Origin of the sequence: Lysinibacillus sp. NPDC056232, assembly GCF_042267565.1 — a bacterium.
Taxonomy (GTDB): domain Bacteria; phylum Bacillota; class Bacilli; order Bacillales_A; family Planococcaceae; genus Lysinibacillus.
This window is the reverse complement of record NZ_JBHJTF010000017.1, coordinates 66,151-91,142: the sequence shown is the minus strand read 5'-3', so window position 1 is coordinate 91,142 and position 24,992 is coordinate 66,151. Positions and strand designations below refer to the sequence as shown.

27 protein-coding genes are annotated in these 24,992 nt (G+C 36.6%); 12 read left to right on the top strand and 15 right to left on the bottom strand.

Going from position 1 to position 24,992, the window contains the following annotated elements; translation table 11 throughout:
- The first annotated feature begins 340 nt into the window (after positions 1–340).
- The 4 genes from ACFCYJ_RS14255 (at position 341) to ACFCYJ_RS14240 (ending at position 2,126) form a co-directional block, all read left to right on the top strand.
- Positions 341–472 (top strand): hypothetical protein, encoded by a 132-nt coding sequence (locus tag ACFCYJ_RS14255; protein ID WP_376074588.1) that lies wholly within the window; start codon positions 341–343, stop codon positions 470–472.
- A gap of 292 nt (positions 473–764) precedes the next feature.
- Positions 765–959 carry a hypothetical protein gene (locus ACFCYJ_RS14250; RefSeq protein WP_376074587.1) on the top strand — a complete coding sequence of 65 codons (195 nt, stop codon included), beginning with the start codon at positions 765–767 and terminating at the stop codon, positions 957–959.
- 172 nt (positions 960–1,131) lie between these two features.
- Positions 1,132–1,380 (top strand): DUF2164 domain-containing protein, encoded by a 249-nt coding sequence (locus ACFCYJ_RS14245; RefSeq protein ID WP_376074585.1) that lies wholly within the window; start codon positions 1,132–1,134, stop codon positions 1,378–1,380.
- A 209-nt stretch (positions 1,381–1,589) separates the two neighbouring features.
- Positions 1,590–2,126, top strand: coding sequence for an NADPH-dependent FMN reductase (locus ACFCYJ_RS14240; RefSeq protein WP_376074584.1), 537 nt, complete (start codon positions 1,590–1,592; stop codon positions 2,124–2,126).
- Positions 2,127–2,410: 284 nt separating this feature from the next.
- Here ACFCYJ_RS14240 and ACFCYJ_RS14235 read toward each other — a convergent pair whose 3' ends face one another.
- The 6 genes from ACFCYJ_RS14235 to ACFCYJ_RS14210 form a co-directional block, all read right to left on the bottom strand.
- A complete protein-coding gene (locus ACFCYJ_RS14235; RefSeq protein WP_376074583.1) occupies positions 2,411–2,554 on the bottom strand; it encodes a hypothetical protein in 144 nt (47 codons plus the stop codon).
- The gene (locus ACFCYJ_RS14230; protein ID WP_376074582.1) at positions 2,551–2,769 is read right to left on the bottom strand and encodes a hypothetical protein; all 219 of its coding nucleotides are present in this window, start codon (positions 2,767–2,769) and stop codon (positions 2,551–2,553) included. Before ACFCYJ_RS14230 ends, ACFCYJ_RS14235 begins: the two co-directional genes overlap by 4 nt.
- Positions 2,770–3,086: 317 nt before the next feature.
- Complete coding sequence (locus tag ACFCYJ_RS14225) at positions 3,087–3,266, bottom strand: hypothetical protein (protein ID WP_376074581.1); 180 nt, start codon at positions 3,264–3,266, stop codon at positions 3,087–3,089.
- Positions 3,267–3,638: 372 nt separating this feature from the next.
- Complete coding sequence (locus ACFCYJ_RS14220) at positions 3,639–4,178, bottom strand: tubby C-terminal domain-like protein (protein WP_376074580.1); 540 nt, start codon at positions 4,176–4,178, stop codon at positions 3,639–3,641.
- A 205-nt stretch (positions 4,179–4,383) separates the two neighbouring features.
- Positions 4,384–5,649, bottom strand: coding sequence for a dicarboxylate/amino acid:cation symporter (locus tag ACFCYJ_RS14215; RefSeq protein ID WP_376074578.1), 1,266 nt, complete (start codon positions 5,647–5,649; stop codon positions 4,384–4,386).
- Between the two features lie 296 nt (positions 5,650–5,945).
- Positions 5,946–6,995 carry a TRAP transporter substrate-binding protein gene (locus tag ACFCYJ_RS14210; protein ID WP_376074577.1) on the bottom strand — a complete coding sequence of 350 codons (1,050 nt, stop codon included), beginning with the start codon at positions 6,993–6,995 and terminating at the stop codon, positions 5,946–5,948.
- Positions 6,996–7,107: 112 nt separating this feature from the next.
- Here ACFCYJ_RS14210 and ACFCYJ_RS14205 point away from each other — a divergent pair, with 112 nt between their 5' ends.
- Both ACFCYJ_RS14205 and ACFCYJ_RS14200 read left to right on the top strand, forming a co-directional pair.
- The gene (locus ACFCYJ_RS14205) at positions 7,108–8,688 is read left to right on the top strand and encodes an ATP-binding protein (RefSeq protein ID WP_483869484.1); all 1,581 of its coding nucleotides are present in this window, start codon (positions 7,108–7,110) and stop codon (positions 8,686–8,688) included.
- Positions 8,689–8,922: 234 nt separating this feature from the next.
- Positions 8,923–9,624 carry a response regulator gene (locus ACFCYJ_RS14200; protein ID WP_376074576.1) on the top strand — a complete coding sequence of 234 codons (702 nt, stop codon included), beginning with the start codon at positions 8,923–8,925 and terminating at the stop codon, positions 9,622–9,624.
- Between the two features lie 224 nt (positions 9,625–9,848).
- Here the strand turns inward: ACFCYJ_RS14200 and ACFCYJ_RS14195 are convergent, their stop codons facing one another.
- Positions 9,849–10,817 (bottom strand): 4-hydroxy-3-methylbut-2-enyl diphosphate reductase, encoded by a 969-nt coding sequence (locus ACFCYJ_RS14195; protein WP_376074574.1) that lies wholly within the window; start codon positions 10,815–10,817, stop codon positions 9,849–9,851.
- A gap of 73 nt (positions 10,818–10,890) precedes the next feature.
- A complete protein-coding gene (vrrA, locus tag ACFCYJ_RS14190) occupies positions 10,891–11,436 on the bottom strand; it encodes a VrrA/YqfQ family protein (RefSeq protein ID WP_376074573.1) in 546 nt (181 codons plus the stop codon).
- A gap of 318 nt (positions 11,437–11,754) precedes the next feature.
- On the opposite strand from vrrA, the gene ACFCYJ_RS14185 reads away from it, so the two are divergent.
- The gene (locus ACFCYJ_RS14185) at positions 11,755–13,443 is read left to right on the top strand and encodes a methyl-accepting chemotaxis protein (RefSeq protein ID WP_376074572.1); all 1,689 of its coding nucleotides are present in this window, start codon (positions 11,755–11,757) and stop codon (positions 13,441–13,443) included.
- A gap of 127 nt (positions 13,444–13,570) precedes the next feature.
- On the opposite strand, the gene ACFCYJ_RS14180 is transcribed toward ACFCYJ_RS14185, so the two are convergent.
- The 4 genes from ACFCYJ_RS14180 to ACFCYJ_RS14165 form a co-directional block, all read right to left on the bottom strand.
- A complete protein-coding gene (locus ACFCYJ_RS14180; RefSeq protein ID WP_376074571.1) occupies positions 13,571–13,750 on the bottom strand; it encodes a FeoB-associated Cys-rich membrane protein in 180 nt (59 codons plus the stop codon).
- A gap of 10 nt (positions 13,751–13,760) precedes the next feature.
- Complete coding sequence (gene feoB, locus ACFCYJ_RS14175; RefSeq protein ID WP_376074570.1) at positions 13,761–15,740, bottom strand: ferrous iron transport protein B; 1,980 nt, start codon at positions 15,738–15,740, stop codon at positions 13,761–13,763.
- The gene (locus tag ACFCYJ_RS14170) at positions 15,737–15,964 is read right to left on the bottom strand and encodes a FeoA family protein (protein ID WP_049663835.1); all 228 of its coding nucleotides are present in this window, start codon (positions 15,962–15,964) and stop codon (positions 15,737–15,739) included. The genes feoB and ACFCYJ_RS14170 overlap by 4 nt, the downstream gene beginning before the upstream one ends.
- 450 nt (positions 15,965–16,414) lie before the next feature.
- Positions 16,415–17,470, bottom strand: coding sequence for a 2,3-butanediol dehydrogenase (locus ACFCYJ_RS14165; RefSeq protein WP_376074569.1), 1,056 nt, complete (start codon positions 17,468–17,470; stop codon positions 16,415–16,417).
- 473 nt (positions 17,471–17,943) lie between these two features.
- Between ACFCYJ_RS14165 and ACFCYJ_RS14160 the strand changes: the two genes are divergently transcribed.
- A complete protein-coding gene (locus ACFCYJ_RS14160; protein ID WP_376074568.1) occupies positions 17,944–19,245 on the top strand; it encodes a DEAD/DEAH box helicase in 1,302 nt (433 codons plus the stop codon).
- A 12-nt stretch (positions 19,246–19,257) separates the two neighbouring features.
- A complete protein-coding gene (locus ACFCYJ_RS14155) occupies positions 19,258–20,151 on the top strand; it encodes a deoxyribonuclease IV (protein ID WP_376074567.1) in 894 nt (297 codons plus the stop codon).
- Between the two features lie 155 nt (positions 20,152–20,306).
- Here ACFCYJ_RS14155 and ACFCYJ_RS14150 read toward each other — a convergent pair whose 3' ends face one another.
- Positions 20,307–20,543 (bottom strand): Nif11 family protein, encoded by a 237-nt coding sequence (locus tag ACFCYJ_RS14150; protein ID WP_079563463.1) that lies wholly within the window; start codon positions 20,541–20,543, stop codon positions 20,307–20,309.
- A gap of 153 nt (positions 20,544–20,696) precedes the next feature.
- Positions 20,697–20,855 (bottom strand): hypothetical protein, encoded by a 159-nt coding sequence (locus tag ACFCYJ_RS14145; protein ID WP_376074566.1) that lies wholly within the window; start codon positions 20,853–20,855, stop codon positions 20,697–20,699.
- Between the two features lie 192 nt (positions 20,856–21,047).
- On the opposite strand from ACFCYJ_RS14145, the gene ACFCYJ_RS14140 reads away from it, so the two are divergent.
- From ACFCYJ_RS14140 to ACFCYJ_RS14130, 3 genes are read left to right on the top strand one after another with little or no spacing between them, the layout of a single operon-like run.
- Positions 21,048–21,794 (top strand): metal ABC transporter ATP-binding protein, encoded by a 747-nt coding sequence (locus ACFCYJ_RS14140; protein ID WP_376074565.1) that lies wholly within the window; start codon positions 21,048–21,050, stop codon positions 21,792–21,794.
- Positions 21,795–21,808: 14 nt separating this feature from the next.
- Positions 21,809–22,672, top strand: coding sequence for a metal ABC transporter permease (locus tag ACFCYJ_RS14135; RefSeq protein WP_376074564.1), 864 nt, complete (start codon positions 21,809–21,811; stop codon positions 22,670–22,672).
- On the top strand, positions 22,669–23,091 hold the full coding sequence (locus tag ACFCYJ_RS14130; RefSeq protein WP_376074563.1) for a Fur family transcriptional regulator: 423 nt from the start codon (positions 22,669–22,671) through the stop codon (positions 23,089–23,091). Before ACFCYJ_RS14135 ends, ACFCYJ_RS14130 begins: the two co-directional genes overlap by 4 nt.
- 210 nt (positions 23,092–23,301) lie before the next feature.
- Here ACFCYJ_RS14130 and serC read toward each other — a convergent pair whose 3' ends face one another.
- Positions 23,302–24,390, bottom strand: coding sequence for a 3-phosphoserine/phosphohydroxythreonine transaminase (gene serC, locus ACFCYJ_RS14125; RefSeq protein WP_376074562.1), 1,089 nt, complete (start codon positions 24,388–24,390; stop codon positions 23,302–23,304).
- Between the last annotated feature and the right edge of the window lie 602 nt (positions 24,391–24,992).

Genomic DNA, 24,992 nt, shown 5'->3' with positions numbered 1-24,992 from the left:
AAGGAGTTCTTAGGGGATGTTAGCCTAAAATCATCGCATCCATGCGATAACGGCTAACTGACCTGCATCGTGCAGGCCTAAGCACAAAGCCGATTTCGGACGCGATTATGCCGAGGCATAATTGATCTGACACTAAACCTTAGATGTGTACGCAACGATACTGCGGAATTTAAGCCTTTGGAGAGTCATACTAAATGGCAGTAGCTTTTTGCGAAACCAGACTCGAAGAATAAGGAAGACACAAATACGAAAGTCGGAAGATATAAGTTGTGTCACAGTAGAGATGTTTACATTTTTTAAGAAATGTATATGTTTTTCGTATCGGATAGGCATGACATTTATGACAAATACAATGAATGCCAAAAAAATTGATGCTATGACCGAGCAATGTGAAAAAGACGGTGGAGAAGCCATCGTCTCAAAGGAAAAGAGTTTTCTATCAACAAACTATTCATTTAAATGTAACCAGTAATAATAAGGCTGAATTATAGAATTAAATATAATTCAGTCTTTTAAATGTTAAAAACTATATGTTCAAGGAAATATTGGTGAATGGTTTTGCTCTTTAAATGAGGGTGATTTCCATTCCAGGCTACTCACTTTCCTGTGTAGCGAGAGTCGAGCCGCTTCCTCCACTTTTATTGTTGCTGTCGCTTCGCTTTCGCATAAACAAAACCTATTGTTGCTGTCGCTGACTTTCGCACAGATATAACCCAAGTGCTAAGGTATTGTTTTATCACTATAAATTAGAGGCCAGAAAACTTATGCTATGTGAATTGGTTGATTGGAGTGGAGGCTTGGCGACTCCTTGGGGATTAGCGGCTCATCGGACGCCCCCAGGAAGCTTTGCTCTGTGCGAAAGCGTAGCGACAGCAATTGTTTTATCTGTGCGAAAGCGTAGCGACAGCAACAACAAAGCGCCAAGCCGGAACGGAAATCAACCCCTCGTTTTGCCATAGAGCCGTACTTAATTTAATAGGACACCTTAATCTCATTGACATATTAGTTTTTCAACGTAATGAAGGCTGAATTATTGTATTTATTATAATTCAGTCTTTTTGTGTATGCATGGATTAATTTTAGAGTGTTATGATAGGTGAGTATAAATGGCAATGAGAGGAGAGTTGTGGAATGTTTATTCGTTTAACAAAAGAACAACAGGAAACAATAATAGCTGATATTCAACGATTTTTCTACAATAATCGAGATGAGGATATTTCAGAATTTGAAGCAGAAAGAGTATTAGACTTTATAAAGGAGAATATTGCTCCACATATTTATAATGCGGCAATCTCGGATGCAAAATATGTTGTAGAAAGACAATATGCATCGATTGAGGATGAGCTTGCAGCATTAGAAAGACCTATTAATTTAAAATAATCCGAATTAAATAATTGGAATTTTTTATAAATATATGATATTTTTATCTTGGATTAAAGATAATTTAATTCGAAGTAAAAAACAATGGTTTCATTAACCATCTATGTATTGAATAAAGAAATGGATTCCTGTACAACATGGTTAAGAGAACCGTTTTTAGTTCAATGAATGATTCGGTCACAATTTGGGATGAATGAAGGAGGAGTAATATGTTGAAAATAGGGGTAATTTTAGGGAGTACGCGTGAAGGTCGTTTAAGTCCACAAGTGGGCGAATGGGTAAAGGAAGTCGCTGGAAAACGCGGAGATGCGGAATATGAAATTATTGATATCGCAGATTTTAAATTACCATTTCTAGGCGAGCCAGGTGGAGATGCTTCGGGTGCAGCTACATGGTCAGAAAAAGTCGCTGCATGTGATGGTTTTGTATTTATTGTTGCAGAATATAACCATTCCATTACGGGTGCACTAAAAAATGCATTAGACTACTTACGCGTAGAATGGAATAATAAGGCCGCAGGTATTGTTTCTTACGGCTCTGTAGGTGGTGCAAGAGCAGCTGAACATTTGCGTGGAATTCTTGGTGAATTATTAGTAGCGGATGTTCGCGTACATCCTGCTTTATCTTTATTTACAGATTTCGAAAACGGTACAGTATTTAAACCAAAGGATGTGCAAGCAGATTCAGTAAATCAAATGCTTGATCAACTTATTCCTTGGGCAACAGCGTTAAAAACAATTCGATAAAGACCTTAAGCAGTATGTACAGTAAAAAGTGCATATTGCTTTTTTAATTTGGCTCTATTTTGATTGTTGTTTTTCTCAAATTAAAAGCGTATTCGAGAATTTTCGAATACGCTGGTTTTCGAGTGGCAAATACATAAAAATCTATCTTTTTAATGTTTCAATCTTTTGAAAAATCTCTTTGTAAAGGATATCTATCTCTTTTTCATCTTTTAAATAGAAATACCAAGCATCTTCTCTATTTGCATCGTTGTCAGATAAATAAATTGTCGTATGAGAACCATTATTTAATACTTCCCAATGAGCTGTTTCATAGGTAAGCCCTTCACTTGTAAATGGAAAATGACGTTTTGTTGAATCAAAAAAATAGGAATTTTAGAATTTTTATACACTTTAACAAATCTATCATCTGATGCTTCTTCAAACATCACTGGATTATCATAACAGCATCAAAATTTGTTGAAATGTGCAATGTATCTTCACTAAATTCAACTAATGAAATTGGTTCGAAATGAATTTTTTCGTTATTTAATTCAGGAATATCACCAACTACAGCAATTTTTAAAGGTGCTCCATCATATTTAACTTCATCATTTGAACACGCAACCAATAATAACAAACTTACTATTAATAAAATTTTTTTCAAATTTAATTTTTCCCCTTTTTTTCGTAATCCGGTCCTTTTATTAACTAAGGTTACTTATGTTTCTTTCATTATATATTATCATTCTACAAATATTCCCAAAAACTTTGTTGTGCTATCATTTTTCTTAATGGTATCGTTGCGTTTGTTTCGTTTTTTATACGGAGCATAATTGATTAGGTATAAGATGAGGGGAAATTGAATATTTCTATAACAGGAACTGCTGTACGTGTGAAGGAACTAAAAGTGCATATTTAAAAAGGGGCCGCTTACAGTATTTTTATTAGGAAGCGGCCCTTTTTGATATGCCATCCGCTCCATTAATGTTTTATTTTTTCAATGACTTTTTCTTTTAAATCTGCATCCATAGAGGAAAGTTTAACGTTATTAGTGAGACGTTCTTTTAATTCCCTATCTGTCATAATACCGCGTTCCTCTAGAATTTGAACAAGTAGATCTAACGTCATTAAATTTTTAATGTCTGCTGCTTTTGTATCCATTTTAAATGCCTCCAAATGTATAGTATTTCTACCTCTTTAGTGTACTCCTTTTTTAGAAGGACGGCTTAAAATGGTCAAAACAAAGCGAATTTATTTCGTGTCCCGGAATATATTGAATGGTTCTAGCAGTAGTGGAAGACATATAATCACTAGCTTTTATGAAAAATCAGCGATGTAGTTGTAAATGCAATAAAACTACTTATATAATTTCTACCATCAAAAAAAAAACCTAGCAAAAGGAGTTTTATCGTTCATATCTTTTTAAAACGAATTTTTATGTATAGGAATTGAGGCGAGGCCGGTCGACTCCTAGGAATTTGCGACTGAAACCCCTAGGAAAGTGTCCACTTGGAATGGAAACGAACCACCGTTCTACTTATTACTCATTGAGAATAAAGCCTGATACAGAGTTGCAAGCAAAGCAACAAAGAGCGTATCGTCAGAGTTGAAAATTTTAAAAGATATACCAGTACGTACAAGTTCAGTTTCTATACTACTAACGCTTGCTATTTTTTCATCATTACAATATAAATAGGCGGTTGAAGTAAAATCCTTTTCAAAGCGAAAAGCGAGTCCATCCATTGTAAAAGAGTAGGAGGATTCAAGTAATTGAACCGTCTTCCGTTGTATCGGTAAAATGGATCCATCTGGCATAATAAGCTGATGGCTAACCCCCTTTGTTAAGAGTGTAGATTGCACTTGAAAAAGTGATGCTCCTAAAGTAGTGCGTGTTTCATAGCGATGTGGTAATGACTGTTGTGCAGCAACTAGCATAACAGCGTTGATTACTTTTCCAACGGATGAACGTTCAACCTTTTGTAGCAAACAAACTGTCTCATGTTGTTCATTCACAATAGGAATACTTGAAAAGCTTTCGAAAGCTTTTGGGTAGGTAAGGGTAAAAGTAATCATAAAAAAAGCCTCCAATCTACTTACTATACGGGGAAGCTTAACTCTAGGTTTCACCTTCAACAAAAATTTTCATAAAATGGCCATTTTACGAAATATATAAACTCTATCATATACATAGTAATTGAAACGGAATCAATAAGAATATTAACAATGAAAAAGGCTGACCGAAAATGTGGAATTTTCCACGTTCGGACAGCCTTCGTTTTTATTGTTGAGTTGTAACTTCTCCTGCAAGAGCACGTTTTTCCTGCTCTGGATCGAATTCTTTTTCCATTTTTGAAACGACAACTGTTGCTACACCATTACCAATTAAGTTTGTAACGGCGCGGGCTTCTGACATAAAGCGGTCGACCCCGATTAAAAGTGCAATCCCCTCTACTGGAATCATAGGGAATGCTGCTAATGTTGCCGCGAGTGTGATAAAGCCTGAGCCTGTTACACCGGCCGCACCTTTAGATGTTAGCATTAAAATAGCAAGCAATGTAATTTGATGCCAAATATCTAAGTCAACTCCATAAGCCTGTGCGATAAAAATAGCCGCCATAGATAAGTAAATGGACGTACCATCTAAGTTAAAGGAGTACCCCGTTGGAATGACAAGACCAACGACTTGCTTAGAGCAACCATAGTTTTCTAATTTGCGCATCATTGAAGGAAGGGCAGATTCTGATGATGATGTCCCAATAACGATAAAAATTTCATCTTTAATATATTTAATAAACTTAAAGATACTAAATCCAAAGTAACGTGTAATAAGACCAATGATGAATACGATAAAAATAAACATTGTAATATAAACGGAAAGCATTAAAAATCCTAAGTTTCCTAGTGATTTAAGACCGAAATTACCGATTGTGTAGCTCATAGCACCAAATGCTCCAATCGGTGAAACCTTCATGACCATATTAACAATTTTAAAGAATATATCTGCTACTTGTTCGAAAAATTTAATAACTGGTTTAGCTGGTTCACCAATAGCTGCAGCAGCTATGCCAAATAAAACAGCTGAGAATAAAACAGGTAATAACTCTCCATTTGCAAGTGCTCCGACAACATTCTCAGGAATGATTTGCATAATAAATGCACCAATACCATGTTCTGTAGCGGCTGCCGCCTCTGTATATTGAGAAACATCTGCACCGTTTGCAGCTGCTGTATTAAAGCCTTTACCAGGTTGTACAATATTGACAACAATTAAGCCGATTGCTAGTGCGAAAGTAGAGACAATTTCAAAATAGATTAATGCCTTCCCGCCAATTTTACCAACTTTTTTTACATCGCCCATACTACCAATTCCAATAACAACTGTTAAGAAAATGATAGGAGCTATTAACATCTTAATTAATTTAATAAAAATATCTGCTAATATTTTTAACTGCGCTCCGAACTCTGGAAACGTAGCACCTACAATAATACCTAGCACAATGGCAATCAGTACTTGTACAGTTAAGTTTTTAAAATTTATACGCATAAAGTTCTCCCCTTACACTACTTATGAATATTATGTGAACGCTTTCATGTGATTATCATAGCTGAAATTTTCCGACAATAGTTTTTATGACCGTAATGTTTCTATTGTTCATTTTGTTCATTTTTAGTTGAATGGTGAATAAACCTAGTGATATCAAGGGTTTGAGGCTGTTTTATAGTAGTTTGTAATTTTAGAATCTATTATAATACAATAGAAAAAATCCCCACGCTAGTGAGGATTTTATCATTAATGAACAAAAGTATTGATCCTATATTTCAATGTTTAAAGTTTTCACTTTAAGGGGAAACAATTTTTTCAATTTCCGATAAAACATCGTTATTTTGTACATTGTTTCTATAAAAATCATAGGCAGGTGCTAGTTGTTCTTTAAAGCGTTGGCGTTCCTTATTGCTCATCGTATAAATCTCAAAGTTCTCTTGCTGCTCAAGTTTTTGCAGATTTTCTTCGTTCATTTCTACAGCCTGTTCAAATTGCCAGTCTGTTGTTTCTTTCATAGCCTCCATAATCTGTTTTTGAATTTTTGGAGGTAGAGATTTCCAAAAATTATCATTAATTAAAACGGCGTATCCTAAAATGCCATGCTTAGTTAAGGTCATATGCTTCTGCACCTTATAGAAACCTTTAGAATAAATATTTGACGCAGTGTTTTCCTGAGCATCGATGGTTTTCGATTCTAAATCAGTAAAAACTTCGCTAAAGGAAATTGGGGTTGGTGTAGCCCCAACAGCCTCGAATTGCTTTTCAAGAGTTTTACTTGGCATTGTACGGATTCGTAAGCCTTTTAAATCTTCAAATGTATGAATAGGATGATTGACAGAGGTTAAATGTTTAAAGCCATTATGCCAAAAGCTCAGTCCTTTTATATGAAAAGGTTCAAGCTCATTTAACAACTGTTCACCAATCGAACCTGTAAGAACCTCATGAACTTCGTCATCCGTATTAAAAAGGTAAGGTAAATCAAGAACCTGCCAATTTGGTATATAGGAGGTCATCTTTGAAAAAGTAGGGATAATCATTTCTACTTCTCCATTTTGCAAAGCTTGAAACTCATTTTCATCATTAAACAAGGAGGAGTTTGGGTAGACGTGTACTTTCACCTCACCATTTGTTTTTTCCTCAACAAGCTCTGCAAATTTACTTGCCGCTTGTCCTTTTGGTGTATTCTCAGCTACCACATGACTTAAATGAATCGTAATTTGTGTATCCAAGCCTTTTTGCTCATCGTCATAGGGAAGAGGTTTAGCAAAAAGTAAGCCTTGTTGAACACTAATCGCTATCGTTAATAGTAAAACGGTTACTATTGTGCCAATAATAAATTTTTTCATCTATTACACCCAATTTATTCGTATTTTCTGATGTTTTTGTTATTCTAACATATGGGGTAAGCTAAAATATAGTGAGAGGGAGGCGTACATCTTGAAATTTCAAAAAATATCGATGAAGAGAAAAATTATGTCTCTGACTTTTTTTATTCTCATGCTCTCCTTTAGTATAGGTGGTACATTTTTGCTAGGCTATGTCATGAATGAACAAAAGGACAAGCTTGGAAATCAGGCTTTACTTGTGGCAAAAACAGTATCACAGCTTCCTGAACTGAAAACTTACATTGCAAATAATAATTTTAATGAGGCTACGCAACACATAAATCCTGTAGTGGAAGAAATACGTGATATAAATGGCGCGCAGTATATTGTTGTCCTTGATATGCAAAGGCGCAAGTACTCACATCCAAATACAGAAGAAATCGGGCAAGTCTCGCAATCAGGTGATCTAAACGCAGCGTTCTCTGAGCATTATTATACATCCATCGCACATGGTAAACATGGAGATATGGTGCGGGCATTCGTCCCGATCATGAGTAAGGAAGGAAAACAAATAGGTGTAGTAGTAGTAGGATATAGTGTTTTAACTGTTGGTGAGTTACTGCAATCTATTCAAACAGAATTAATGATTACTATTTTATTGTCTCTTTTCTTTAGTGCATGGGGGGCTCATACGTTAGGCCTTCATATGAAGAAGCAAATGTTTGGGCTAGAGCCCCATGAAATTGCTAAAATGTATGTCGAACGAACAGAAACCTTTAACGCAATGCATGAAGGGATTATTGCCATTGATAATGACTTGACAATCACAATATTTAATGAAAAAGCATCTGTCATATTAGGTGTTCACAAACAACCATCAACATTAATAGGGAAGAAAATTTTTGACGTGTTACCTGATACACGATTACCAGAAATTTTGGAGCTAGACCAACCTATTTTCAATCGTGAGCTTTATATTAATGATCATAGCATTATGAGTAATCGTATTCCTATACAAGTTAATGGAAAAACGGTTGGCGCTGTGGCCATGTTTAAGGATCGTACAGAAGTGAAAAAGCTTGCAGAGGAATTAACCGGTGTGAAGGCATTTGTACAAGCATTACGCGTACAAACACATGAGCATAAAAATAAATTGCACACAATTGCTGGTCTTTTGCAGCTTGGCCATCATGAACAAGCACTTTCTTATTTAACGCAAGTAAAAGAAGAACACGATGAAATTACAAACTTTTTAAATGAACGGATTAAAAATGAAAATATTTCAGGGCTTTTACTTAGTAAAATTTCCCATGCGAAAGAAGAGGGAATTCTACTGGAGATAGATAGAGAAAGCCGTTTGACAAAATTCCCGAAAAATTTAGACCATCATGATTTCGTTATTTTATTTGGTAACTTGATTGAAAATGCTTTTGATGCATTAAGGGATGTACAAATGGAAGAAAAAATGATCCAAGTTTCTGTTGATGAGGATGAGGATGTGCTGGCAATCTTAGTAACAGATAATGGTATAGGCATGATAAATGAGGTGAAGGAGCATATTTTTGATAATGGCTATTCAACAAAAGAGAAAAAAGGTCGAGGTATTGGACTTTATTTAATAAAAGAACTTGTACAAAAAGGAAAGGGAGAAATAGAAGTCATAAGTGAACCGAATAAAGGAACAAGCTTTTTAATAACTTTTTACCATACGTAATAGGCGTATCACCAAAGGCTGAGGATAACATTTGTTTTTTGATTAGAGTATAAACTGAGCGACTACTTGGGGTTCATTTGACGTTCTAGGAAGTGGAAAGTTAAGGAACTTAATTTTTATAGTTGAAGTAGAAGCGAGAAATTCTATAGGAACAGTGTGACGTTCTATTAGATAGCTTCCTAAAGTAAAAATTTACACATATAGAGATAGAACAGAGTGTATGGAGGGCTAACAGTGACACAAACAAAGGTTTTATTAATAGAGGACGATCCAATGGTGCGAGAAGTTAATCGCCAATTTATTGAAAAGGTAGCTGGATTTAAAGTAATTGGACAAGCCTCAAATGGAGTTGAAGGAATTGCTCAAATTCAAAAACTTAAACCAGAATTAGTATTTATGGATATTTTCATGCCGGAGCAGGATGGAGTGACAAGCTTACGGAAAATTCGTGAGCTCGAGTTACCAGTAGATGTAATTACGGTAACCGCTGCTAATGATATGGAAACTGTAAAACAGGTCCTGCATCTTGGCGTCTTTGATTATATTATGAAACCTTTTTCATTTGAACGAGTGCAAGGAACGCTTGAAAATTATTTGCGCTTCAAAGAGCAAATGCAAACAGAGCGTGAGTTAACACAGGGGGAGCTTGATCAATTATTCCATTATCAAGGTGGGCATAATGAGGTTCAGCAATCAAATGTCTTACGGTCAGAGAAAAGTTTACCTAAGGGTTTTAATCGTGCAACACTTGAGAAAGTTGTGCACTATTTGCAATCTGTAGAAGGAGCATCGGCAGAAGAGGTTGCCAGTGGTGTAGGTATTGCGCGCGTAACAGCAAGACGATACTTAGATTATTTAGAAAAGCAAGAGGAAATTACGATGGATGTGCACTATGGAGGCATTGGTCGCCCGGTCAATTATTACTTTAGTAAATAATGAAAAATCCTGATTGTCAAAATAGACAATCAGGATTTTTTACTGTTAAAGTAACTATTGATTTTTAAGTTGTGGATAACCAAAGGCATAGTTTTCGTCTAGGCAAAAGCGCTACATCCTCGAGGTCGCTTCGATCCCTCGGGCAAAAGTTGTGGAGCGTGTACTTTTGCTTCGGGCTCTCCAGCGCTTGTCGGATGTAAACGAGCGCTTTAGCGCATTTGTTCTTAGTAAGGCATAATTTTGTCAACAGGCTTTGGCGTTTTAATTTTAGGTAAAATTTTATTTAATGTAACTGTACGATTAATGCTATGTGTTGATTCATCATTTTCATCGAATTGATCAAGGAATGAAATAACCTCTTTGACGATTGGTGTTGGTGTTGAGGCACCTGCTGTTACAGCGACGGAATTAATTCCTTTTAACCATTCAATATTTAGCTCAGAAACGTCTGCAATTCGATAAGATGGTGTCCCTGCTATTTCAACAGACACCTGCGTTAAACGGTTTGAGTTATTGGATTTTGGGTCACCAACAACAATAAGTAAATCTGCTTCCCCAGCTTGCTGAGCTACTGCCTCTTGACGTACCTGGGTTGCCAAGCAAATCTCCTTATGCACTTCAATATGTGGGAATTTCTCTTTTAAACTATCCATTAAATGAGAGACATCCCATTGACTCATCGTCGTTTGATTCGTTACGAGTAATTTATCATTTGTTAAATTTAAGGCATCAATATCAGTAGAGGATTGCACTAAATGCACATGATCTGGTGCAACGCCAATTGCTCCCTCTGGTTCGGGATGGCCTTTTTTACCAATATATATAATATCATAGCCATTTGCTGATTTTTCACGAATTAAATCGTGTGTAACTGTTACGTCAGGACATGTAGCATCAATGGATACTAAGCCTTTTCGCTTCGCAATTTCACGAATTTCAGGTGAAACACCATGCGCTGTGAAAATAACAGTGCCAGTTTCAACTTGTTCAATAATTTCTAAACGATTTTCGCCATCTAATGTGATGATGCCATCTGCTTCAAAAGCATCCGTGACATGTTTATTATGCACAATCATACCTAAAATGTAGATAGGTCTTGGTAATGTTTTATCGAGTGCGGCGTTTCGAGCGATAACCATCGCATCTACAACACCGTAGCAATAGCCACGTGGATTAATTTTTAATACTTGCATGGTTGTGACTCCTTTCAAGCTTACCTATCTACATTATAACGGACAGGGACTGCGAATACAAAGAAACCTTCATCTACATAGGCGGCTGGAATATACGGGGCTTAGATGGAAGTGGTTCAGCAGGAGTAAATGATCCATTTTGTCGAGATGCTTTTCGACTTTTAGTTGAACCTGCTCCTTTACTAGCCGCTGCTTCAGCTGCTACTGCTCCAGCACCTGCGGCAGCTCCTGCAGCAGGAAGACCTTGAAATCCTTTATACAATTTTAAAAGTGACGGAATATTTTTTACCATTGGCATTGCTTGTTGAATGTAAGGCGTATATGTTTTCGCTGAGTTAAATAAGCTATTCGCCTGCTGCAAAAATGAACCGATTTTTGAAGGTTCCTGCATGGATGGCATTGGCATTTGTCCTCCAAATGCTCCTATTCCACTGGACATTGGAAAGCCACCTGGAATTCGTGGATTTGGGAAGCCTCCAGGCTGGAAAAAGGACTGCGGTGACATTTGTGGAGGTGTTGGCATTTGCATGGGCATTTGCATCGGCATTTGTTGCATGGGCATTTGCATGGGCATTCTCATGCCACCAGGATACATCGGGAACTGTGGTCTAAATACCATAACGATCTCCTTTCGATAGTAATTTATCATTGATGACATACCTGATTATAAATATGATATGCAGAAGAGTAAGTTAGCGTTCGACAAGCGCAAATAAATAACTAGGGCGATTGTAAATGGAACTCACGATATCCGGTCAGCTTTACATATTTCATATGTAGTCAATAAGTGGTAAAAAGTTCTTGAAAACTACACACTTTTTCACTTTTTTGGTCGATAAGAAAGGTATAATGTTTTGTTGGTAAACCATTACGTTACAAAATGATGATTTTGAAGTTACTAGACAAAATAGCAAAAGTAAAAAATAGGGGGTATTCTGTGACGATTAAAGTGAGAAGTATAGTGTCGTTTGGTCTTATCGTCGTATTAGTTTTAGTGATTGGGATTTTTCAGCAACAAAATGCCAAATCTCAACTAGAGCAAGTACATTTGATAAAAGAAAAAACACTTCAAACGACGTTATTAGCAGATGAAATGAAGTTAGCAGTTGTACAGGTTCAGCAGTTTTTGACTGATATTAGTGCCACAAGAGCACTCGATAATTTAGATGATGGATTTGAGCAAGCAGAAAAATATAGCAAAATCTTTAATAAAGATTTGGAGCAAGTTAAAAAAATGCATCCGGAAGACCTGAAAAGATTAGATGCGATTAAAGTAGCGTTTGATGAATATTATAGTACTGGCCAAAAAATGGCTCATAGCTATATTCAAGGCGGTCCTGAGCTAGGGAATAAAATGATGCATGATTTTGATACTACGTCAGTTGAAATTAATGACAAAGTAGATTTGTTTCAACAAGAAAACATTACAGATATACAAAATTCTTTAGCGAATGTTGAGAAGCTTATTGATGATAATAAGCAGTGGTTCTTATGGATGTTCTGTATTATGTTAATGATTTGTATCATAGTTGGGGTTGTATTCGTACGTTCCATCGTTGTTCCTGTCAATAAGCTAACTTCTGCAGCAAAGGTAATTGCTAAAGGAGATTTATGTCAAATGGATATCGAAGTTAGAACGAAGGATGAAATTAAAGAGTTGGCAGATTCTTTTAATTTGATGAAGTCTAATTTACATTCATTAATACATAGCATGACTGCAAATGTTGAGCATACAACATCGGCAGCTGAAGAGTTAGCAGCAAGTACAGATGAAATTTCAAATTCCTCTCATGATATTGCAAATCTTGTAGAGAAAATGGCCATTAGTGACAATCAAGCAGCTGTTACTGGTCGTGAAAGTTCGATAGCAATGGATGAAACGGCTCAAGGTGTTCAACGTATTGCAGAGGCAGCTCAAATGCTTCATGCTAAAGCAGTCGATACCCAATCTATTGCAAATGATGGTGAAAAAACGTTACATGTCGCAGAAGACCAAATGTCAATTATCCAACAATCTTCTAATACAACAAATGAACGAATTAAGAAGTTAAGCGCACAATCAGCTGAAATCGTTAATATTACGAAAGTAATTACTGATATTACGGAGCAAACAAATCTTCTAGCACTAAATGCAGCGATTGAGGCGGCTCGTGCGGGAGAGCATGGTAAAGGCTTCGCGGTCGTTGCAGATGAAGTACGCAAATTAGCAGAGGAATCCAAAGCATCTGCCAATCAAATAGTGGGTGTCATAGCACTTATTCAGCAAGAAACGAAGGAAGTAGAAAAGGCAGTAAGTGTAACTGTATTAAATGTAGATGAGGGTGTCACATTTATTCAGAATGCCCAAAATGCCTTTGATGGAATTTTAAAAGCGATTGGTGATATGACATCTCAGATTGAGGATGTGTCTGCTTCTACGCAACAAATTTCTGCAAGTACTGAAGAAATGGCAGCGTCGGTCAATGAAATGTCCTCTTCTTCCAATTATGCTGCACAGCAATCTGAAACAATAGCATCGACAATCGAAGAGCAAACTGCGACCATTCAAGAAATTAATGCTGTTGCAAAGGCATTAAGTGCAGAAGCGGTGTCCGTGAAGGAAGAAATCAATAAATTTAAAATATAAGGCTCATTACCATAATGTGGGGTTGGTTTCCGTCAAAGCCCTCCATGTCTAAAAGATCACAAAAAAGCGAGGTAGTTTCCAAATGAATTAACCATTTGGAATTACCTCGCTCTATTTTTCTACAAATTTATTTATGGGAAATATCTCTCAGTTTAGAAGGAGGGACACAAACGTTAGAGGAACAACTCTTCTGTAATGAGCATGATGCGCACTTGCCCTTCTTCTGTTTCTTAATGCTCTTATATAAGGTAATACCAGCATAGCCAAATATAATACTACCGATTAAGATATTAATCAATAAAGACATTCTCTACACCTCACATGAATAAGTTCCCGATACCATAAATCATAAGTGCAATAATATAAGCTACAACAAATGGATATATTGTTGCAAATAAAGTCCATTTCACAGACTGTGTTTCCCTTTTTATTGCGCCTACTGTGGCTAAACAAGGCATATAAAGTAAAACAAAGGCCAAGAATGTATAAGCGCTCAAAGCAGTAAAATGAGTGGCCATTGTAGACGATAAGACACCTTCACTTACGCCATAAATAATCGCCATTGTTGAAACAATCACTTCTTTTGCCAGGAAACCAGCAATAAGGGATGCACCAGCTTGCCATGTTCCAAAGCCAAGCGGGATAAACAACACACCAAAAGCGCCTCCAATAATTGCTAAAAAGCTGTCATCCATATTGACATTAGCGCCATGTGGTCCTAAATAAGAAAGAAGCCAAATAATCACGGAGCCGGCAAAGATAATAGTACCAGCTTTGCGGAAAAATCCTTTTCCTTTTTCCCAAGTAGAACGCCAAAGTGTTTTAAGCTGTGGTACATGATAGGCTGGTAATTCAACAATAAAAACTGAAGTTTCATTTTTCAAAATCGTCATTGATAATATTTTTGTCACAATAAGTGCTATCACTATTCCCATTATATATAGGGAGAATACCACTAAAGATTGATGTTTAGTAAAGAATGCTGCGCCAAATAAAGCATACACAGGTAATCTTGCTGAACAGCTCATAAACGGAGCTACTAGTATAGTTAATAGTCGTTCTTTTGGCTGTTCAATTGTTCTTGCAGCCATTACGCCAGGAACGTTACATCCGAAGCTTACAATCATCGGAATAAAAGCCTTGCCATTTAAACCGAAAAATTCCATAAGGCGATCCATGACAACAGCAATTCTCGCCATATAACCTGAATCTTCTAATAGTGAAATAAAGAAAAATAGTACAAAGATTTGTGGTATGAAAACTAAGACGCCACCAACACCTGCAATGATCCCATCACAAATTAAATTAATAATAAAAGGGGCTGCACCGATAGCTTCTAAGCCTTGAGTAACAATATCTGTAAGAGGGCCGCCTACAATGCCATCCAGGAAATCAGAAAGCGGGGTACCGATCCATGCAAACGTTGCTTGAAACATTAAAAACATAAGCGCTAAGAAAATCGGAATACCTAAAATCGGATGTGTTAAAATTTTATCAACTTTCTCTGACCATTGTGTTTCACTTTTCTCTTGTCTGATTACTTCTTTGTAGATGTTAGATATATATAAATCACGTTTTTTAGCAATAGCTTTATTTAGTGGTTCACCTATTTGCTTCTCTAAAGTATCTCGCATTGCAGCAAGCTGTTCAAAGTATTCCTTTTCTTTCAAATAAGCGTCAACAGCTTCATTTCCTATTAGAAATTGAATAGTACACCATCTTCTTTGTTCTTCAGGAACATGTTGTAACAATGCTTCAATTTTTGAGATGCCTTCTTCAATTAGGTCGTCATAGGTTAATGTAAAACGTTGTTGAGTACGATCGGAGGCTTGAATAGCGGCATAAATACCTTCGACACCTTTACCAGTACGAGCGCTTATTGGAATAACAGGTACTCCCAAAGAATTCTCTAATTTTTCGACATCAATTGAAATGCCTTTCTTTTTCGCAACGTCTATCATATTTAAACAAACGAAAACAGGTTTGCTAAGTTCAAGTATATCTACTGTTAATTGCATATTTCGTTCGAAATTAGAAGCATCGATAATATTTAAAATTCCATCCACCTGATCTTCAAGTAAAAATGAAGTGACAACACTTTCATCTCTTGAAATGGGGTTAAGCGTATATACACCAGGTAAATCAATTATTTCCTTTTGTAGTCTTTTTACTTGTCCTACTTTTTTTTCAACGGTTACACCACTCCAATTGCCAACGTATTCATATGAATTTGTCAACGTATTGAACAATGATGTTTTACCGATATTAGGGTTTCCTATTAAAGCTAATCTACTCATACTTGTTCGACCTTTATATCCATTAAATCTTTTTTTCTAAGCCCGATTTTCTGTCCTTGACATTCCAATATACAAGCTCCAGAAAACCATCCTTTTTGGACCATACAAACTTGACATCCTTCTTTGATACCAAAAGCATTTAATCGTTTACATAAAAGAGAGTCAATTTGCTGTAGATCTTTCACTTTAACTTTTTCACCCAATTGAACCGCATGAAGGTTCATAAGATCTACCTACTTTCTTGTAGTGATAATCATTATCAAAAAAATATTATCATTTTTTGGTCAGTCTATCAATAATAAGTTTACTGTAAAAAACAATACTAATTAGCAAAGTTAAAGGAAGATTCACTCTTATTCTTCATCATGACAACGAAGCATTCTGTACCGAACGCGGACATGTGTTTGGATGAACTTCGGATTAGCCGGATTGTCCTCCTCTTTTTTCTTTCGAAGGGTAGCATGAAAAGTCAGCAAGTGAGCTCTCGGGGGGGATCAATGAAAAAATTATAGAAGTAAATGAAAAACGTACATTAAGAACTCTGGGGGAAGATAAGGTGAACTTCCTAATGGCGAATCTAGATATTATGAAAGAAATAGAGGAAAAAGAGGATTAACAAATCAAAAACAGGTAGAGAAAAGCTTCTTAGTTTTTCTCTACCTGTCATATATACATTAAGCTTGTGAATTTACAAGGATTTTAATATGGTTTCGCTCTTTCATTAATGCTTCAAAGCCTTCTGTTACGACTCCATCTAGAGCAATTCGTTTTGTCACAAGTTTTTCAGCAGGGAAGTAGCCCTGTTTCATTAATTCCATAACTGCTGGGAAAATATCGCGATAAGCAATAATACCTTTAACAGAACGCTCTGTTAGTACGATATTGTTAGGTAGAATAGAAGCTTCAGTTTCCCAAATAGAAACGATAATTGTTTCACCTTCAAATGTTGTTGAATCAATCGCTTGCTGTAATACTACAGGAACACCAGTTACTTCAAATGCAACATCTACGCCACCATTTGTTAATTCATGTAGACGAGCTACTGCGTCCTCATCTTTAGGATTAATAACTGCTGTAGCGCCTAGCTCTAATGCTTTAGCAGCGCGCTCCGCCGAAAGCTCTACCGCATAAATTTCAGCTGCTCCAGCTGCACGCAATGCCTCGATAACAAGAAGACCGATTGGCCCAGTACCAAAGACAGCTGCTGTATCGCCAGCTTTTAGTTTACTTTGACGAACTGCATGTAATGCTACTGCCGCTGGTTCAACAAGTGCACCTTGTTCAAAGGAAAGACCCTCTGGCATTTTGTGTACCAGTTTTTCATCTACCATTGTATATTCAGAGAAACCGCCGCCGCCGCCAGACAGACCGTGGAATCCTAAATGTTTACAAATATTATATTTTCCTTTTTTACAAGCGGCACATTCGCCACATGCAAGAATAGGTTCTACAACTACAGGATCCCCAACTTGTACCTTTGTAACACCTTCGCCAATTTCTACTACTTCACCAGAGAACTCATGGCCCATAACAATTGGCGCAATATCTTTACTTACATAGTGAGGTTGTTCCACTGGAATGAATATTGGGCCAGCTGCGTATTCATGTAAATCACTACCACAAATCCCTGTCCAATGTACTTTAATTTTTACTTTTCCAGGTACAATTACTGGTTCTTCAATGTTTTCTACTCGGATGTCTTTTGCTTTATACCATCTTGCTGCTTTCATGATAAGTCAACCTCCTCTAGTATCTTACATTTTTATCGTAACATATGGTAATTCTTCAAGGCATTAGTTAACAATGAATTGACATAAAAAATACTAATTTTTAGCTCATCATTAGTATAAGCAGCAATATCAAAATAGTATTAAAACTATGTTTAACAAACTAAAAAGATTTAGATAAATTATAATGAAAACTCACCATAGAGGATAACGATACAGTTTCGACTTACTAAATGGGAATGTCGAGGTCTTACGAATAAATTACCATAGCTATATGCAATCAGGAGTAGCATTTGTCTACAGGTCTGAGGCTTTTTTTTATTGCATATTCACAGCATTTCGAGTAACTTTGATAAGGGCTTTGCTACAGCCATGATAAAAATACAAAATTATGTTCATGCTTGAGATAAAAGGACGTTAATATACCTGGAGTTCGAATCATGATACAATGTGAAAGATGTTAGGAGGAACGAATTATGTCAAAATATACTGATTATAATTTTCAGCCATTTTTGCAGGACGCAATTGCAAGACTTGGCTTTACAGAACCAACGCCGATTCAAAAGGAAATCATTCCGCTATTATTAAAAGGAAAGAGTGCAATCGGACAAGCGCATACAGGAACGGGAAAAACACATAGTTTTTTAATTCCAATAGTGCAACGAATTAATGCTGACAAGCAGGAAGTACAAGCTGTTATTACGTCACCTACACGTGAGCTTGCACAACAAATTTTTGATGCGTTAAATCAATTAATAGAAGGAACAACTATTCAAGCGAAATTATTTATTGGAGGTACGGACAAACAACGCTCCATTGATAAGTTAAAAACGCAACCACAAATTGTTGTCGGAACGCCAGGACGTATTCGTGATCTCGTTTCAGCGCAAGCGTTATTTGTGCATACGGCACATATGTTAGTTGTCGACGAGGCAGATTTAGCCTTCGATATGGGCTTTATCGAGGAAATCGATGGTTTTGCTTCCCAAATGCCAGAAAACCTTGAAATGTTTGTATTCTCAGCAACAATTCCAGAAAAGCTTCAGCCTTTCTTAAAAAAATATATGGAAGCACCTGTACATGTCCATATGAACGATAAACGCCCGGTCGCAGAAGGAATTGACTTTGTGCTTGTACCAGTGCGTTCTAAATCACGTAAAAAACGTTTGTTGGAAGTTATTGAAGGGATCAATCCATTTTTAGCTGTAATTTTCACCAACACACGAAAAACAGCAGAGCATGTTGCAGGCTACTTAAATGAAAATGGGATTCGCTGTGGTCAAATACATGGTGATTTAAGTCCACGTGATCGTAAGAAGATGATGAAGCAAATTCGAGAGTTGGACTATCAATATATCGTTGCAACAGATCTTGCAGCGCGTGGTATCGATATTCAAGGAATTTCACATGTCATTAACTACGAAATTCCAGAGGACTTAGAATTCTTTATTCATCGTGTGGGACGTACAGCGCGTGCAGGAAATAAAGGAACTGCTATCACTTTGTTTGAGCCATCAGATGAGGATGCAGTAGTACGTGTTGAGAAAATGGGCATTCCATTCGTTCAAAAAGATGTAAAAGATGGCGAATGGTCTGAACTAAAAGATCGCCATGCACGTAAAAATCGTGTGAAGCATGAAAATGAAATCGATGCGAAAGCAAAAGCATTAGTGCGTAAGCCGAAAAAAGTAAAACCAGGATACAAGCGTAATATGAAATGGGAAATGGAAAAAGTTAAAAAACGTGAACGTCGTTTAAAAGCTCGCGGTAAAAAATAAGGAGGCATTTAAATGCTACTTGGATCACATGTTTCAATGAGTGGAAAAGAAATGCTGCTCGGATCAAGTAAAGAGGCTCTCTCATATGGGGCAAATACCTTTATGATTTATACAGGAGCTCCGCAAAATACTCGTCGTAAAGCAATTGCTGATCTTAATATTATGAATGGTTTACTACACATGAAAGAGCATGGCATGACAAATATTGTTGTCCATGCTCCATACATTATTAATATTGCGAACACAGAAAAACCTGAAACTTTCCGTCTAGGTGTAGATTTTTTACAAACTGAAATCGAACGAACAGCAGCGTTGGAAGCAACACAAATTGTATTGCATCCAGGTGCCCATGTCGGTGCGGGAGCAGACGCAGGTATTGCCAAGATTATTGAAGGTTTAAATGAAGTACTGTCACAGGATTACCCTGTACAAATCGCATTAGAGACAATGGCGGGAAAAGGAACTGAATGTGGTCGTTCATTTGAAGAGCTTGCTAAAATTATAGATGGCGTAACACATAATGAGCGTCTTTCAGTATGCTTTGATACATGCCATACGCATGACGCTGGTTATAATATTGTAGAAGATTTTGATAGCGTTTTAAATGAGTTTGATAAACTAATAGGCGTTGATCGTATCAAAGTCCTGCATATCAATGATTCAAAAAATGTCCGTGGTGCAGGAAAAGACCGTCACGAAAATATTGGCTTCGGTCATATTGGCTTTGATGCATTAAAGTATGTTGTGCATCATCCACAATTAATGGAGATTCCTAAAATCCTAGAAACACCATATGTTGCATTAAATAGTGATGCCAAATCAAAATCGGCTCCTTATAAACATGAAATTGAAATGCTTCGTAATGGAGAGTTTAAACCAGAGTTAATCGATGCTCTAAGAGGATAGAATAAAAAGCCCGAAATCAGCTGCATAAGTACTGATTTTCGGGCTTTTTTTATCTTCATTCAGCAAAGAGCAAAGAGCAAAGAGCAACCACAGCTACAGATGTTTTTTGTAGCGAAAGAGCAACGACAGCTACAATTACACCAAGGCGAATTTGATTATTTCGTAAACAATGCAATTAGTTGTCTGGAACGCTTTCTACCTAAAACAGCTTCAACCTCTACAAGAATATCTTTTGGAATACCTAAAAAGAGCCATGAAAATGAGAATTGCTCCAAATAAGGCCGGAGTTTTTTTACTTCAGAAGTAGTAATTTCAAATCCTTCAGAACGTGCAATCGCAACAATTTCCTTATCACTACTTTGTGTCAATTGCTGTAAAAATTGAATACTCAAAGCTAATCCTCCTTTTAAAATTGTTTAGTTTTTTGAACAAAATCAATCTTGTGAAAGTCATGACAGCTATAAAAATCCTTCACATTAAAAGTGTTAGAATCAATGCCTATTACAAAATTAGCGGTTCAAATAACAAAATACAGTTTTATTTTCCTAATCAACATACATGACAATCTTTTTTCTGGTCATCATCAAAAGTTGTGGATGACATTTGTTAAAACGTATGCCATGTATATAAGTTGAGTGGAGACTGGGCGACTCCTTCGTAACCAACATCGTGCTGTTGCCGCTTCGCTTTCGCGCAAAAAACATCGTGCGCTTTCGCGCAGAAAACATTTGTTGGCCCAAGCGCTCATCGGACGCCCCAGGAAAGTGCCCAGTCGGAACGGAAATCAACCACACGTTATGGGGATGATTTTATTTTCTTTACAAAAACTGTACTTTCATTTATACTTACAACTTGTTAAATCGTAATGATTTTGAATTAGAAAGAAGAGAACATACATGAAAAAATCATTAATTGATATTGAAAAAGTGTCATTTCAATATGACTATACGCAAGTATTAAAAAATATCTCTTTCCGTGTAGAAGAGGGAGATTTTTTAGCACTTCTTGGTCCGAATGGTTCAGGGAAATCTACCTTATTAAAAATTATTTTAGGGTTACTAAAACCAATGTCTGGAGAAATAAAGCTATTTGGTGAACCAAGTTCAACTTTTAAGCATCGTGAATGGATAGGATATGTGTCACAGAAATCGAATGCCTTCAATTCAGGGTTTCCAGCAACCGTCCAAGAAGTCGTGAAAAGTGGATTATCCAAAAAGTTAGGATTATTTAAAAGACCTGGACGAGATGCAAAGGGAAAAGTGTTAGAAGCATTAAAAGCTGTTGGCATGGAAGCATTTATGAATCGTAATATTGGTGAGTTATCTGGTGGGCAACAGCAACGTGTCTTTATTGCAAGGGCATTAGTTAGTGAACCGAGGCTATTAATATTAGATGAACCAACTGTCGGCATTGATCATGAGAATGTGCAGTCCTTTTATGATATGCTGGCGAAATTGAATCGGGAACAGGGAATTACAATGATTCTTGTTACACACGATGTTGATACAGTGTCGAACCGTATCAGTCATGTGGCATGTTTAAATCAAACCATACACTTCCATGGTTACAAAAATGAATTTGATACAATTTCTCACGATGCGCTTGATGCTTGGTATGGCCATTCTGTGAGAAAGATTCACTAGAAGGAGAAGGCATAATGATTGAAGCAATATTTAACTATGAATTTTTACAAAATGCCTTTTTCTCTGGGCTATTAATTGGCATATTGGCACCGCTGCTAGGTGTTTTTATTGTCGTTCGAAGGCTCTCGCTTATTGCTGATGCTTTGTCACATGTGACACTGGCAGGTATAGCGGGAAGCTTATATATCAGTCAATCTGTTACAGCCCTGGCAATGCTAAATCCAATTTATTTAGGCATACTGGCCTCAGTCAGCGGTTCGATTTTAATTGAGCGTCTTAGACGTTTATATAAGCACTATGAAGAGCTTGCTATTCCTATTATTATGTCAGGCGGGATTGGTATTAGTGCTATATTTATCTCGCTTGCAAGCGGCTTTAGCACGGATTTAATGAGCTATTTATTTGGTTCAGTGTCAGCTGTATCACGTCAGGATTTATGGGTAGTAGTAGGAATTGCTGTTGTTGTCATTATCTTTTTGTTTATATTTTTTAAGGAACTTTTTGTTTTATCTTTTGACGAGGAATATGCAAAAGCTAGCGGCCTTCCTGCACGTTGGATTCATCTCTTATTTATGATTGTTACAGCGCTTGTTATTGCTGCAAGTATGCGCATCGTCGGCATTTTACTTGTATCATCCCTTATGACGTTACCTGTGGCTGCTGCAATGCGACTTGCAAAGGGCTTTAAGCAAACAATCATCTATGCAATTGTCTTTGGCGAAACAGCTGTGTTAATCGGTTTAGTTAGTGCATTTTATTTAGATTTAGCACCTGGTGGTACAATTGTCGTTACTTCGATCTTAATTTTGTTACTTGTTATACTAGTGAAGAAAATAGTATTTAAAATGGCTGCAAAACGGGAGGAGGTAGCGCAGTGAATGTTTCTAAAGCGTGGGGGATTTTAAAAGAAAACGGCTATAAAAAAACAGATAAGCGGGAGTTAATATTAGATATGTTTGCAGCAACAGATAAATATTTAACTGCTCGAGATTTATTAGATGTTTTGAAAAAAGATTTCCCAGGTATGAGTTTCGATACGATTTATCGCAACCTTGCAACGTTTGTGAAGCTAGGAATACTGGAGGAAACTGAGTTATCTGGGGAGCGGAATTTCCGTATGCATTGTGAGTCTGAACATCATCACCATCATTTTATTTGTATGGATTGTGGCAATGTTAAGGAGCTAAATCTCTGCCCTATGGAGATGCTTGGAGAAAAGCTGCCAGACTATGAAATTGAAAACCATAAATTTGAGATTTACGGTAAATGTCCAGAGTGTAAGCCTGAAGCTTTGTAATATCTGATATGACAATATTTAAAAGAAGGGGTAGTTCCAAGTTAGGAACTATCCCTTTTAGTAACTATGCTGTTTTGCAGTAGGTTTAATTTATAGTATAAGTTGTTGCAGCTGTATTAGTTACAAGGCGTTCACCGATTATTATTGCGCCTTACTCTATCCGCAAATACAAAAAAGACGAATGATTGCGTTCATTCGTCTAATTTTTTATTATTGATGTTTTTGTTGGAATTCGACCATAAAGTCACGTAATGCTTCACATGCCTCTAACGGTACAGCGTTATAAGTAGAAGCACGGCAACCACCTACAGAACGGTGTCCATTAAGTCCAACAAATCCTGCTGCTTTTGCTTCAGCAAGGAATTGTTTTTCAAGTTCCTCATCAGTAACACGGAAAGTGATGTTCATTAAAGAGCGGCTTTCTGGTGTTGCATGACCTTTATAGAATCCGTTGCTATTGTCAATGGCATCATAAATGACTTTTGCCTTTAATTCATTATGCTTCTCAATTTCTGCAACGCCGCCTTTTGATTCTACCCATTTTAATACTTCACCTAACATATAGATCCCGAAAGTTGGTGGTGTATTGTATAAAGAGTTGCTATCGGCATGCGTTGAATATTTTAACATTGTAGGAATGTTTTTATTCGCTTTCTCTAACAAATCTTTGCGAATAATGACTACTGTTACACCAGATGGGCCAAGATTTTTTTGAGCCCCTGCATAAATAAGACCGAATTTACTTACATCAACTGGTTTAGAAAGAATATCACTAGACATATCCGCAATTAACGGTACATTTCCTGTTTCAGGGAATTCCTTCCATTGTGTACCGTAAATCGTATTGTTTGAAGTAATATGCACATATGCATCCTCTTCATTGAATTGAATATCTGCTAAAGCTGGGATATTACGGTATTGATTTTCTTTTGTACTCGCAGCTTCTACAGGCGTACCGAATAATTTAGCCTCTTTGATTGCTTTTTCAGACCATGAGCCTGATAATACATAACTTGCTTTTTGATCTGCCTGTAGGAAGTTCATTGGAATCATAGTAAATTGAAGACTAGCTCCACCTTGTAGGAAAAGGACTTCATAGTTTTCTGGGATAGCATAAAGCTTTTTCAATAAAGCAATTGCTTCATTATGTACTTCATCGAAAATGGCACTGCGGTGGCTCATTTCCATAATTGACATGCCTGAGTCACGGAAGTTTACTAATTGTTGTTGAGCATTTTCTAATACTTCTAGTGGTAGTGCAGAAGGACCTGCGTTAAAATTGTATGCACGTTGTGTCAAAGTGGTACACTCCTTGTTTGGTTTTATAAGGTTAAACCTTATTCATAGGTTATTTAGTTCCTACTAATTGGTTGTTGAGTCTATCATGCTTTTACGGTCAGTTCAAAATCATTTAAGGATTTTGAACTGACTATTAAAGCGGGATAAAAGCACTTTACTGGATTATAACTCAATTTTTAAGAGAAAAAATAAAATTCTCACTATTCGAGCAGAATAATGACAGGCTCGCAACAAAATGTACACAATTGAGTTAAAATTCATAATAGCCTTGTGGTTTAAATACGAACAAATCGAAATATTGAAATGGATATACGAGTTAATATTTCGTGATTTACATATTCCATAATCAGTTAAATTATTAAATGTTCGTGTTTGTTTATGTGGAATGGCTACTACCCAAATATGTACTTTCCTGCACATTCTTCTACGGAAGGACACTTTCCGCGGCTGTAGTCTGGGCTCATTAAGGCATTGACTAATGGTAATATGTTTCTGAACAAAAAACTTTGAACGAAAACATAAAGATATTAAAATGGACGAAAATCTTCCACATAAACTAAAAACTTTCGGTATAATGAACTGTGAATACGGATTTAAGGGGT

Excerpts from the sequence above, each read along its gene's own strand:
- vrrA (WP_376074573.1), bottom strand. The coding sequence starts at position 11,436 with ATGGTATTTAGACCACAGTTCCCGATGTATCCTGGTGGCATGAGAATG.
- ACFCYJ_RS14160 (WP_376074568.1), top strand. The coding sequence starts at position 17,944 with ATGTCAAAATATACTGATTATAATTTTCAGCCATTTTTGCAGGACGCA.
- ACFCYJ_RS14255 (WP_376074588.1), top strand. The coding sequence starts at position 341 with ATGACAAATACAATGAATGCCAAAAAAATTGATGCTATGACCGAGCAA.
- ACFCYJ_RS14240 (WP_376074584.1), top strand. The coding sequence starts at position 1,590 with ATGTTGAAAATAGGGGTAATTTTAGGGAGTACGCGTGAAGGTCGTTTA.
- feoB (WP_376074570.1), bottom strand. The coding sequence starts at position 15,740 with ATGAGTAGATTAGCTTTAATAGGAAACCCTAATATCGGTAAAACATCA.
- ACFCYJ_RS14220 (WP_376074580.1), bottom strand. The coding sequence starts at position 4,178 with ATGATTACTTTTACCCTTACCTACCCAAAAGCTTTCGAAAGCTTTTCA.
- ACFCYJ_RS14140 (WP_376074565.1), top strand. The coding sequence starts at position 21,048 with ATGAAAAAATCATTAATTGATATTGAAAAAGTGTCATTTCAATATGAC.
- ACFCYJ_RS14210 (WP_376074577.1), bottom strand. The coding sequence starts at position 6,995 with ATGAAAAAATTTATTATTGGCACAATAGTAACCGTTTTACTATTAACG.
- ACFCYJ_RS14155 (WP_376074567.1), top strand. The coding sequence starts at position 19,258 with ATGCTACTTGGATCACATGTTTCAATGAGTGGAAAAGAAATGCTGCTC.
- ACFCYJ_RS14135 (WP_376074564.1), top strand. The coding sequence starts at position 21,809 with ATGATTGAAGCAATATTTAACTATGAATTTTTACAAAATGCCTTTTTC.
- ACFCYJ_RS14225 (WP_376074581.1), bottom strand. The coding sequence starts at position 3,266 with ATGGATACAAAAGCAGCAGACATTAAAAATTTAATGACGTTAGATCTA.
- ACFCYJ_RS14245 (WP_376074585.1), top strand. The coding sequence starts at position 1,132 with ATGTTTATTCGTTTAACAAAAGAACAACAGGAAACAATAATAGCTGAT.
- ACFCYJ_RS14180 (WP_376074571.1), bottom strand. The coding sequence starts at position 13,750 with ATGTCTTTATTGATTAATATCTTAATCGGTAGTATTATATTTGGCTAT.
- ACFCYJ_RS14205 (WP_483869484.1), top strand. The coding sequence starts at position 7,108 with ATGAAGAGAAAAATTATGTCTCTGACTTTTTTTATTCTCATGCTCTCC.
- ACFCYJ_RS14195 (WP_376074574.1), bottom strand. The coding sequence starts at position 10,817 with ATGCAAGTATTAAAAATTAATCCACGTGGCTATTGCTACGGTGTTGTA.
- ACFCYJ_RS14165 (WP_376074569.1), bottom strand. The coding sequence starts at position 17,470 with ATGAAAGCAGCAAGATGGTATAAAGCAAAAGACATCCGAGTAGAAAAC.
- ACFCYJ_RS14215 (WP_376074578.1), bottom strand. The coding sequence starts at position 5,649 with ATGCGTATAAATTTTAAAAACTTAACTGTACAAGTACTGATTGCCATT.
- ACFCYJ_RS14170 (WP_049663835.1), bottom strand. The coding sequence starts at position 15,964 with ATGAACCTTCATGCGGTTCAATTGGGTGAAAAAGTTAAAGTGAAAGAT.
- ACFCYJ_RS14145 (WP_376074566.1), bottom strand. The coding sequence starts at position 20,855 with ATGTTTTTTGCGCGAAAGCGAAGCGGCAACAGCACGATGTTGGTTACG.
- ACFCYJ_RS14250 (WP_376074587.1), top strand. The coding sequence starts at position 765 with ATGCTATGTGAATTGGTTGATTGGAGTGGAGGCTTGGCGACTCCTTGG.